The organism is Paenibacillus sp. FSL K6-1122 (assembly GCF_037977015.1).
GTDB lineage: Bacteria > Bacillota > Bacilli > Paenibacillales > Paenibacillaceae > Paenibacillus > Paenibacillus amylolyticus.
On record NZ_CP150272.1, the window covers coordinates 6,813,950 to 6,826,024 of the forward strand.

The window sequence follows — 12,075 nt, forward strand, 5'->3', positions numbered from 1 at the left end:
CAATGTGCTGAAAATTAGCGAAACAACAGCCAGAATGGCTTTATTCCAAGTGGGTAACGATGTATACTGATATGGATTGTTATTATGTTGGAAGAAAGTGTTCATCATAATGACAGCACATTGTGCCTATACCGGCTTGAAGGAGGCGACCATACTGAAGAACAATATCACCATGCGGGATATCGCCGACAGGCTCGGGGTCAGCAGTGTGACCGTCTCGAAAGCATTGAATGATAAAGATGGCGTGAGTGGCGAATTAAAGGAAAAAATTAAAGTGCTTGCTGTTGAAATGGGCTATCGGTATAATGCTGCTGCCCGTTCCATGAAGGAAGGCTTAACCCATAATATTGGCGTAATTATCCCGGAGCGTTTTACCGGGCCTACGCAGTCGTTCTATGTACGCGTGTTCCAGCGCATCACCAAACATCTGGAGGAACAGGGCTACTACGGCATTCTGCACATTCTGAATGTGGAGGATGAGGAGGAATTAACACTGCCCAAGCTGTACAGCGATAACAAGGTCGATGGTTTCATCGTGCTCGGACAGATTAGCAAAGAGTATATTGAACTGGTGCGATCGATGGAGGTTCCCAAAATGTTTCTCGACTTCTACGATGAACATTCGGACATCGATTCCGTTGTTACCGATAACTTCTACGCTGCCTATGAGCTGACGAACTATCTGGTTCAGCAGGGCCACCGTAACATTGCTTATGTAGGGAACCTGTATTCCACGAGCAGCATCCAGGATCGATTCCTTGGGTACTACAAATCCTTGCTGGAACATCACTTGCCGATGAATCCGGATCTGGTTCTGAATGATCGGGATGAACGGGGTACGTTTATTGAGATTGATCTGCCGGAACAGCTGCCAACCGCTTTTGTATGCAACTGTGATCAGGTCGCTCATCTGCTCGTTCAGAAACTGACTTCCATGGATATTCAGGTACCTGGCCAATGCTCTGTTGTTGGTTTTGATAATGATATCTATGCCACGCTCTCCGATCCCAAGCTGACAACCGTCGAAGTGGACGTAGAACAGATGGCGCGTACCGCAGTTCAGTCGATGCTCAAAAAGATCGACAACCCAAACCGCAGCTTCGGCCGTGTTCATGTTAAAGGCAATATCATCTATCGTGAATCGGTAAGTGCTGTGTCTGCCTCATCAGATACTATGGATATCTGAATTAAAAAATGAAATCAACGAACACAGATGACTGGCCTTTATCTTACTGGCCAGTCTTTTCTGATGCATTGGAGCTTAACGACGGCGATGATCTGTTGAATCCATCAAAAATGTAGTCGTTCTCCAAATCGAGAGGATGAGGATCAACTCATACACATTGGTTAAAGTACCGGTTTCCACTGGCAGGGAGATTAACTGCCCTACAAACAACAAGGCAGTTCCAACAAACAGCCAAACCCATTTATGTTTGAAAAGAACGACCAGGCTAACAAATAACAGAACAATCCCCACGATGATCACCATCATCGGCGGACCTCCATGACCTTCTGCCATATATCTCAGTACTCCATACTCTTCTATCACCTTGAGATTTTTAACCTCGGATAAAGTAAAACCTACAATCTGGTAGATAACCAAACCTAAAGTTATCAGCCATGCCACCACACTCGTTATACTTCTATTGGCAAACTTGGCACCTGAGCTGCGCAAGATATGGTAGCCAACAAGAATAAGGGTAGGGGTAGCAAAGGCATGTAGCCAAAATCGAAGGCTACTGAGGACCATTAACACTTCCCCATCCCCTATCAAATTACCTATAGCAATAATTCCATTGTCATATGCCAAGCTGAACGCTACAAATAGCTGAAAACTGGAATACGCGAGCCATTGCTTCCTCTGGGTTAAATCGACGGCCATCCAAACAACAAGTATCAAATAAACAAGAGTAAGTACGGAGTATATCCATACATCCAAGCTGCTTCACCATCCTTATTGGTTAATTCTAATAAATTATATTTACCGGTAAGTAAAATTACAAGGCGTACTTGTATAAATGGTTAATTTGTCATAAATTACTCACAAAGGTAATGAAGATAAATAAAGATTCACATCGATCACCGGCGAGACTAACACATGCTGCAGCTGGAGATGATCCACCCTAACAAGGAGTCACTTTTCAAGCGGCCCGCCAAACTGTTTATGGAGCCGATTCATATAAAAAGAGCACTCCCGGCTATCGTAGCTGCAGGAGCACTCTTTTCCTTATTTGAAGAACGTAAAAGCAACAGGTTACTTTGATATCAATAACTTGTCTTCAACCAATTGTCCTTGGACCAGGTCAATTTACCGGAACCCGCGCCATTGGAAGCCGTGAGGCGTGCATTCAACGTAGATGGATCATCCGTGGTATAGCTGTAAGGCAGTGACGAGAAGCCGTTCCAGGAGAACGATTTCACCACGGCCGGGATTGGCGCCAGTGGACTGCCAGACGTATCACTGTTGCCACGGAATGAGCTTCCATCCAAAGAATACATGGTATCGGTCACTCTGATTTTGCCGGTATAGGTTGGATCTGCCGGATCGGTCTGATTGTTGCGAACAGGATACAGAACGTCCTTGATGACTGATTTCTCGACCAATACGGCTCCGCTCTCTGTGGAGATTGCCCCATTGCCAATGATATCGAACTTATAACCTTTGGACGCGATCGCTGTTGCCATCGCCGTTGTAATTTTGGCTTTAGCGGCACGTGCCCCTGTCGAATCCATCACGATGTTGTATGCATGTGCGTTGCCTCCACGGAGACGTGGCATCCTGTCCTGAATATCCTTGTATAAGTTATGGTGCAGCGTCATGGACAGGTTGGCGTTAGCTGATTCCAAGCTGGTCGAACCGACCAGATGTCCTTTCTTTTGGGGTCCTGAGATGGCGATAATATCGGCTTTGCTGAGACCTACAGCACTGCTGCGCAGGTAGTTGTACATGGGATAGGAAGCCTTATTTGCTTCCAATTCGTTAATCTGCTGGGTAACCCAGCTGTTCGAGCTGCCGTCATCCCCTTTGAAGAGGGACCAGGAGATGGTCACGCCACTGGTTCCTTTTTTCGAATCGACGAGTCCGTCATAGGCTTTATTAAATGTGCAGTGATCAATCCACACGTTGCTGTTCTCCTCCAGGGTGATGTAATCCCAATCGTTCTTGTCGTAATCACCTTTGGTGGATTCATCCCATTCCCATAACTCATCAAATTCCAGGTTGCGGATGATGACATTTGAGCTTCGTTTCACGCTGATCGCAGCGTGTTTGATCTTGGAACCATTGGCGGAGAAAATCGTGAGTCCATTGAAACCATCAATCGTGAGCTTGCTAACACCGGTCTGTTTTAATACGGGATGCGTCAGCGCATCATTATGCTTGGCAAAAGGAGAAGTCTGCGCTGCGCTCGGAATTTCATTCCATCCCAGATTCAGATCGTTCATGATCTCAACAACTTTGACACCGGAGTTCTTTTTCAGCGCCAATGCCAGATCGGTCGCATTATACACTTTCTTATACGTGGCTGTGTTTGATTCGCTAATGATGCCGCCGCCCGCGTTCCCTTGGGAGAAGCCCGTAAGATTGTAGTCTGCGTTACCCGCTGCCTGCACACTTGCCGGGCCGGACAATAAAGTTAACCCCAACGTTAGAGCCAGAGCTGTGCTGCATAAGCTTCGAAATTTGCTTTTCATCGATTCCATTCCTCCCAATATATGATGATGACATTCGTCCATCGCTGCCATGCCAAGTTACGAAGGACATGTTCTCAATGTAAGTGTTGAAAGCGATTACAACAATAATCCCTATCTCACATGTGGTTAGGAAAGGCTCGTATGGTAAGGGTTTGTACTGTAAGCAACCTTGAATCGTACAGAGTTAACTTGGAGAGTGAAGTTTCAGGGATACATCGAGGTAACAAGAACATTCCAGATGGGATGAAATTAAAAAAGCAGGACTGCATCTGCCGCAGACCTGCTCGATTTTACTTTTTGATGGAACGTGTCCAGAAGCCGCCATGGAACTGTTTGGGCTCCACAGTAATAACAAATGCTTTGGGGTCCAGATCGAGAATCGTCTGGTAGAGCAATTTCTGGTTTTTACGTTTTGCCAGAATCTCCATCACAAGCCGATCTCCATCACGTCCACTGCCCACCCATGCAGTAACACCATATCCTTTATCTCGCAGGGCATTCGCGACGTTGTTGCCCATCTGGTTACAGATGACTTTAACGGTAACGTAACCGAGCGCGATCTTCTCTTCAATCCACGCACCGAGCAACACCCCAAGTCCATAACCCACCGCGTACACAATCAGGGCCGAAGGCTGAGTCAGGTATTGGAGCACAAGATTCAGACCGAGTACATAGATCACAATCTCACCCATGCTGATCAGTGCAGCGATGTATTTCTGTCCTTTGAGTGTCAGAATCATCCGGAGTGTATAAGCGGATACGTACACAATCTGGATCAAAAAGATAAATACCAATATTTTAATCAATCACAATCCCTCTTTCCTGGCCCTCCCAACGGAATTGGCCCTTTGCTGCATATACTCGACGATTTCGTTTCATCTATGCTTCCTGTATGTTCGCTCTATCTCCATCATTGGACGTTATGCCCTCATTCTAAACGGTTGAATGTAAATCCGTAGGCATTTTCTGCTCTCTGGCATGCCGGAACTGCAATTATAGAACCGTTTGTACCGATTATCAACCCGGCGGAGGTCCCAGGGTCGAAAACGGGGGTCTTTGAATATGCTGTATCATCATAAAGCCAAGCACGCTGGCACAGGATATCAGGTCAAAACCAGGATGGATGGGTCAAAACAAAAAGGGGGTACCGTCATGCAGCTATGGCAGGAGATGGAGCGGGAAGGCATGGAGGAACTCATTTTTTGCCATGATGCAGATAGTGGATTGAGGGCGGTCATTGCCATTCATAACACGGTCCTTGGACCTGCGCTCGGCGGATGCCGCTACTGGACGTATGCGTCCGAGGAAGAAGCTGTTCGGGATGCTGTGAAGCTTGCCAAAGGCATGACGTACAAAAATGCAATCTCCGGATTGCCATATGGCGGCGGGAAAGTAGTCATATGGGATGTACCTTTTGTGAAGAATGCAAAACCGGATGAGGATGGTTGCGGATCTCAAAGTGTTGAGCAGGTCGCTGGAGATCTAGGGGTAGAGCAGCAAAAGAGCGCTGCCGCAGAACGGGAATTCGTTGCCGATGAGGTGACGCATCCACAAGATAAAAGTCTGGATACGGACGTATCCAAGCGGGCGCAGCGCTTTCGCGCACTGGGTCGTTGTCTGGAGCGGCTGAACGGACGATACGTGACCGGTCTTGATCTGGGTACCACGGCGACAGACATGGACCAGATCCGACTGGAGACCGCACATGTGACGGACACCACGGGTTCGCTTGGGGCGCAGGATGACTTCACTGCCGAGATGACCGCCTACGGCGTACACATCGGCATTGTGACCTCGCTGCGCCAGCAAGGCATTGAATCTTTGCAGGGCATTCCCGTTGCCGTCCAGGGACTGGGCAAGGTCGGGTATGCCCTGTGCCGTTACCTGCATGCAGCCGGGGCACGGCTCATTGTGGCAGACGTTGTACCGGAGCGTGTACAACGTGCCCTTGTGCAGTTCAGCGGCGCCATCTCGGCCGATCCGGCCCATATCCACGCCGCTGACTGCAAGGTCTTCGCCCCCTGTGCCCTAGGGGGCGTACTGACCCCGGCAACGGTGGAGGAGCTGCGCTGCTCCATCGTTGCCGGGGCGGCCAACAACCAGCTGAGTGAACGACAGCTGGTTGCAGGCAGCATGCAGGCGCGCGGCATCCTGTACGCGCCTGATTATGTGCTCAACGCAGGCGGAATCATCTCCACCGCCTACGAGCTGGAAGGCGAAGGGCCTGACCTGATCCGCCAAAAGGTGGCGGGGATTGCAGGCACGCTGAGCAAGGTATACGCAGAAGCTGCGCAATCTCTGATCTCCACAGCCGATGCAGCCGATCGGCTGGCGGAATCCATCCTCCGATCAGGCGATAAAAAATAGGTCGCCCCACTCTGCCACCTGAGTATCTCCATACCGCCAACACCTTCTCCGCCACGCTATTGGTTCAAAGTTATAATATAACCGGAACTCATCATGGGCTTCACTGCATTCCAACGGATTCCGACGTGCCGAAAGAGAACCTCCACTGCTTTACTCCATGCTAACGAATCTGATACACGCTATTCGCCCCTTTTAGTATGATTCTAATATCTAACGAATTTCAGACACGTTATTTTGCCTAATTTGGTCCTTTTTCGAGGTAAAAAGCTACTTTTCGAAAGGATAGCGTTCCTGAGATTCGTTAGAATATATTTTTCTGATTATTCCCCTGAATAAGGCGCCTCAGGTTCGTTAGAGCTGCGGACAAGGAGATCTCTATCAAAAAGGGCTAACCTAGACATAAATGTCCCGGTTAGCCCTTCTAAGCTCTCATCACTATGTTCTTCTCATCTCTAATCTCTTATCACTTTGGTTCTTTGGTTCTTGGTTCTTGGTTCTTGGCTCTCTGTTTCTTATGTCCTTGATTCTTTGGCTCTCGTTTCTCTGGTTCTTCGTTCTTTAATCTTCGTTCTTCGGTGTTTAACTCTTACTTCTCCGATGCACTGCACTTTAATTCTTAGTTATCTAATACGTCAGCCCTTTGGCCACTTTGTTCCAATCGCTCTCTGCGCGGATTGCATTGAGTTTTCTTGTAACTATCCCTCTTATTGCATTCGCTCTCTTGTTCGTTCCTTATTTCCTTCTTTTATTCTTTTACTCTTTTATTCTGTTGCAACTTCTCAAACTGCAACCGGCCTCTTCTTCGCTGTCTTCTTCTCTCGATACAGCAGCGTCCACAGCAACACATTCGCTACGATCAATAGCGCACCATAGATCCACACGCCCCCTGACACTGAACGGAAAAAGACATGGACTCCCCATAACATGGCAAGCACAGGGAGGGCGGCGAATACATACCAACCATCACTTTGCTGGGCCATACTGAAGGATTGGGAGAACGGTGGCTTACGCAGCAACAACTTGCCTGCCAGTGGCACAAGCGCAGTAGCCGTCAACATAATAATCGCAATATCCGGCAGTATCCGTGATCCAAATGTCCAGGTGAACAGAATGGCATTTGCCAGAAATATCGGCAGGAACATGTTGCACAAGAACGCCTTCAGAGCGCCTTTATATAACGCGCTATCATTCGCCATCGGCGCAGCGCGAAAAGTCCAGAATGCCTTATATTGTCCTGAAAATTTCAGCATGACTACAACCGTTACAACCAGCATCAGCACGATGTAAAAGGTGTATACAAACGAACTTTGTCTAAACTCCGCCCAACTAGAAGATTGCAATTCAGTAAACCAAAATACATAAGGTAAAACAAATGATAAACCAAGCGATGGATACACCTTCAGCTTGAATTCCCGTTCATTACGCATCATGCTGGCTGACAGACGGAAGCAAGCCTGCTCCTCTCTCGAACGACTGACCACCTTGGAGATCAACCGATCCCATCTTCCACGTCTGCGTCCAGAGGACTGACCCGAATGTGCCATTTTTTCCAAATACAATTCAAAGGAAGGCATAAGCTTCACATATACGATCATACTCACCACAGGAACCAAGACTGCCAGTGCTGTGAACGTATAGATCCACACATTCCCGCCCCCTGCAAATAACCATTCATATGCAGCCGCATACCATAACGGAGGCAACAGCAACTGCCACCAAGCCGGGGTAAATACCATACCAAAATCAATAATGCTGAACGAACGAATGACCAGCTGATAACCGATCGCAATCCCCACGGAAAGCAGAATTTGCACCATATTGATCATATCCTTCAGCTTCTCACCATCCAGAAACTTCATCATGAACAGATAGATCAGAGACGTTGTCACCAGAATTAGCATATTGATCAGAATCAGTTCCACAAGGAAGATCAGAAAGAATCCGATCCCATGCGTCACTAACGCAGCAATTAACGGTATACCGGTTAATGAACCCGTCAGCAATAGCAGATAAACGCCTGCGTGGATGGCTCGGGCCATCCCCACCGTTCGCCCATTAACAGGCTTAGTCATAATAATATTACGATCCCGAATGTCCAGCAGTACGGATGAAAAATCCGAGATCATGGACGTCATAATCATAAACATTAAGATACCAAACACAAGACCCATCTGAAGCATGAAATGCCCCGTATCCCAGACGATGAAGGGGACCATCATCAGTCCCATTAATCCATACAACCATAGGGAACGAAGAAACTGATTCCCTTCCTTGCGCTCTTTTTTCCCTGAATTGTTGGACAAAATGGTAGGTACTCTGCGTTGATCCATCTGGAATTTCACCCGCAAAATCAGGCGAAGCACATCATAATCCGCCCCTGTTCTGGCGATGATCGGACGAAAGCGATCCAGAATCTTGAGTGTGCGGAAGTCGGAGGATTCCTCCATATCAGTACACCTCCTGCACAATCGATACAAATCGCTCCGCAATGGCTTTGTGCTCATTGAAGCCTGTCAATTGATTAAATACTTCCTCCAACGTCCCTTCCATGGACTGCTGTTGGAGCTGCTTGAACGTACCGTCTGCCACCACGCGTCCTTCAGCGATCAGTACAATTCGACTGCTGATCTTCTCCACCACATCCATGATGTGTGACGAATAGAAGATCGTTGTGCCTTTGGCTGACAATTGTGACAAAATCTCTTTGACCACCATCACACTATTGGCATCCAATCCGCTGAGTGGTTCATCCAGAAATAGCAGATCCGGATCATGCAGCAGCGCAGAGATTAACAGCACTTTCTGACGCATGCCTTTGGAAAAGGATGCAATGCGGGAATGATATGATTTTTCCAGTCCAAAACAATCCATCAATAGCTTGGCTTTGTAATCCGCATCTTTATAGGACATGCCGTATAACTCCCCCGTGAATGTCAGATACTCCGCAGGCGTTAATTGTTCGTACAATTCCGCGACCTCCGGAACATAGCCAATTCTGCGTTTGTACTCTACATCCCCATCTGCAATATCTTTACCAAAGATTCGCACCGTGCCTACATATCCTTCAACCAGCCCGAGTAAAATCTTAACCGTTGTACTTTTGCCAGCCCCATTCGGACCAATATATCCAATCATCTCACCGCGATTCACTTCCAGATCGATGCCGTTCAGCACATAACGTCCGTTGTATCTCATACGTAAGCTTTCAATGGATAGCACTTGTTGTTCACTCACTTCGTTATCCAGCTCCTGTCTCTATCTTTTTCTACAATTCTACTAGTTTACCACAGATTGGGATGGTAATGATCGGAAATAGGTCACGATATGAGCCATCAACTGGATATCCCTTTCGAGTAAGAGCATCACGTAACAAGCTCTAATACATCACAAAGCCCCTGTCCCACCTTATGGTAAGAGACAGGGGCTTCCACTTTATGTTGAACCTTATTTTATAGTATTTAAAACGTCTTACTGCACCTTAACAATCTGAAAATGCTGATTCGTACCCCCATTATCCGTCCACTGGATGGCCGCAGCACCATCTGCCAAGGATTGACCGGAGATATCCAATACTTTGCCTGTACTGCGGTTTTTCAGTTTATAATAACCACCACCTACATGGACGAGCTGCCATTGCTGGCTGGCCCACCCACCATCATTCCACTGTTCAATGACAGCCCCATCGGTCGTGGCACCATTTTCCACACCGATCAGCTTGCCGCTGGAACGGTTGATGATTTTGACATAGCCGCCACCCGCATCGGTAATCTGCCACTGTTGACTTGTTGTTCCCCCATCTGCTCGCTGCTCCAGATCCGCACCGTTGGCGGAAGAACCCCCGATGACATTAAGCAACTTGTTACTTTTACGACTAATCAGCTGATATGAAGCATTCGGGTCCCATACATCTGGTGTACTTACTCCAGTTACGGTACCTGTTGCTGTATCAATCGTAATACTGCTGGCCCAGTTCATCGCCAGACTGGTTGCGCTTGGGAATGAAAGTGGCAGCCAGACATACTTGGAATCCTGCACAGGCCCACTCCACGCTCCAGCCCAGCGATCACCCATGTAGAGATAGGAGGTTGTCTGTGAACCTTCTACCGGAACGACATAGGTGGATTGGGAACCATACGTTGTACTGTCTCCAAAGTTACTGAGACCGCTCCATGTGCCTGTAATGCTGGAGGCTGTCGCATATTTCGCCTGATTCGGATTCCAGCCAGTGGCACCCGAGGTGATCAGGAAGTAGACGCCGTCTTTTTTAAATAGGGCAGGTGCTTCTCGATATTGTCCGGGCCACAATGTTGTGACAAGGGATTCCACACCGAGGAAATCCGGGGTCAGCTTATATATATTCAGATCTGCATTCACTCGGGTCGCGGAGATCAGATAAGCGGTTCCGTTATCGTTATATACCGTCATGTCTCTGGAATCATACCCAAGTGGACGATAGCTGCCCACATACGTGTAATTGCCATCAACCGTATTCGAAGTAGCTACGGCCACTCGGGCCTCGCCATAATCCAGACCATTCTCCTTGTGCATCCACAGCACATATTTGCCAGTCGAACTGTTATAGATGACCTTCGGGCGTTCAATGTTGGAGATATTTAACTCGGCTGCCGAGCTGCTGGTGAGTACATCATTGCGATACTCCCAGTTCTTCAGATCCGATGAACGATACACCGATACCGCCTTGAACGTTCCATTCGTATTACGATTCTCCCCAAACCAATAATAATACCCATTTGCCTTAATCATCCCGCCCCCATGAGCATGAACGACATTGCCATTGGTATCCTTGAACTGTACCCCGTTCGTTACACTGAGCGGAGCAGCTGAAGCATTCGGTCCGGGTGCGAGCAGCATACCTATTGATTGCAGCGCCAAAACCAACACAAGCAGATAACTTAAGCGGCGGGTAAAGCGACGTGAATGTGTATTCTTTTTCAACCATCCATCGTTCATAGCCATATCGTAATGCACCTCCATGTTTTTTTTGTGGAGCGCTTACATAAAATAAAATCGATATGTCTCATCTGCCTCCGATCGATGATGCATTTTAGCAAAAGAATTCCTGGCAATACTGGCTGGGCGATCACCTCCCTGATTCCGATTGTATCCGCCACATTCCTGCTTGAATAGTGAACAATCCGGCGGAAAATGTACAATCTCATACTCAGCTCTATCCATAAACAGCAAAAAGACGCTTCCCCCGAAGCGTCCTCTGCTATACCTGCCCTGCCCCTCCATGATTTAACGATCTCTAGCTGTGTGCGGCTGTTCGTAGGCAGGTTTTTATATGATGTTTTATCGGCGTATACTCGCCCTTATTGCTTAATCTTGGTCGTCAAAATCCTGGTCAAACGATAACACTTTACCTGTGTTGGCATCGATATCTACATCTGCTTCACCTTGAGCGGTTCTCAGTTCGATCTCATACACATAGCGACCATCATCATGATCCAGCTCAACTTTGGTTACTTTACCACCCGTAACTTGTTTCAACGCAATGTTTGAAGCTTGGGATGCCGTCAATTTGACCTGCTTGGAAGCAGAGCTGTTAGATGTGTTGCCTGTTACATTACCTTTATAGTCATCGTCATCATCGTAGTCTTCATCATCGATGACCGCCAGAATTTTGCCTGTATACGCATCCAGACGAACGACAACATCACGGGTTCCTTTTCTGTCGATCTCAACTTCATAGAACGTTTGGCCGTTACGGCGCTCCAGATCCACGTCATCCACTTTACCATCGGCTGCTTTTAACGCTAACGCTTTTGCTTGTGATGCATTCAGCATTTTACCTGTGCTGTTCTGATTCTGTGTTACGGATTGTGTTGTTGACGTTGGTGTAGTTTGCACCGATTGTCCGTTCACATTCCCACTAGCCGCTACGGCTGATCCACCAAGTAATACTGCTGCTGACAAGCTACCAATCCATAGTTTATGTTTGTTCATCATCATCATTCATCTCCTCGTTGTTGTTTTCGTTCTCGTCTACATTTA

9 protein-coding genes are annotated in these 12,075 nt (G+C 47.6%); 2 read left to right on the plus strand and 7 right to left on the minus strand.

Annotated features, from left to right (window positions below; all coding sequences use genetic code 11):
* The first annotated feature begins 109 nt into the window (after window positions 1-109).
* Entirely contained in the window at window positions 110-1,186 is a 1,077-nt protein-coding gene (locus NSQ20_RS30275; protein WP_340031431.1) for a substrate-binding domain-containing protein, read from the plus strand.
* Window positions 1,187-1,261: 75 nt separating this feature from the next.
* On the opposite strand, the gene NSQ20_RS30280 is transcribed toward NSQ20_RS30275, so the two are convergent.
* From NSQ20_RS30280 to NSQ20_RS30290, 3 genes are all read right to left on the minus strand, one after another.
* The gene (locus tag NSQ20_RS30280) at window positions 1,262-1,939 is read right to left on the minus strand and encodes a hypothetical protein (protein WP_051447005.1); all 678 of its coding nucleotides are present in this window, start codon (window positions 1,937-1,939) and stop codon (window positions 1,262-1,264) included.
* Between the two features lie 326 nt (window positions 1,940-2,265).
* Window positions 2,266-3,693: a hypothetical protein gene (locus NSQ20_RS30285; RefSeq protein ID WP_340031432.1), complete on the minus strand. Its 1,428-nt coding sequence runs from the start codon at window positions 3,691-3,693 to the stop codon at window positions 2,266-2,268.
* Window positions 3,694-3,983: 290 nt separating this feature from the next.
* On the minus strand, window positions 3,984-4,499 hold the full coding sequence (locus tag NSQ20_RS30290) for a DUF2179 domain-containing protein (protein WP_340031433.1): 516 nt from the start codon (window positions 4,497-4,499) through the stop codon (window positions 3,984-3,986).
* A 346-nt stretch (window positions 4,500-4,845) separates the two neighbouring features.
* Here NSQ20_RS30290 and NSQ20_RS30295 point away from each other — a divergent pair, with 346 nt between their 5' ends.
* Entirely contained in the window at window positions 4,846-6,060 is a 1,215-nt protein-coding gene (locus NSQ20_RS30295) for a Glu/Leu/Phe/Val dehydrogenase dimerization domain-containing protein (RefSeq protein WP_340031434.1), read from the plus strand.
* A 779-nt stretch (window positions 6,061-6,839) separates the two neighbouring features.
* On the opposite strand, the gene NSQ20_RS30300 is transcribed toward NSQ20_RS30295, so the two are convergent.
* From NSQ20_RS30300 to NSQ20_RS30315, 4 genes are all read right to left on the minus strand, one after another.
* Window positions 6,840-8,507, minus strand: a complete 1,668-nt coding sequence (locus NSQ20_RS30300) for a hypothetical protein (protein ID WP_340031436.1) — start codon at window positions 8,505-8,507, stop codon at window positions 6,840-6,842.
* A 1-nt stretch (window position 8,508) separates the two neighbouring features.
* A complete protein-coding gene (locus NSQ20_RS30305) occupies window positions 8,509-9,294 on the minus strand; it encodes an ABC transporter ATP-binding protein (protein WP_340031437.1) in 786 nt (261 codons plus the stop codon).
* Window positions 9,295-9,528: 234 nt separating this feature from the next.
* A complete protein-coding gene (locus tag NSQ20_RS30310; RefSeq protein WP_340031439.1) occupies window positions 9,529-11,037 on the minus strand; it encodes an RICIN domain-containing protein in 1,509 nt (502 codons plus the stop codon).
* Between the two features lie 363 nt (window positions 11,038-11,400).
* Window positions 11,401-12,036: a PepSY domain-containing protein gene (locus NSQ20_RS30315; protein WP_340031440.1), complete on the minus strand. Its 636-nt coding sequence runs from the start codon at window positions 12,034-12,036 to the stop codon at window positions 11,401-11,403.
* Window positions 12,037-12,075: the final 39 nt, after the last annotated feature.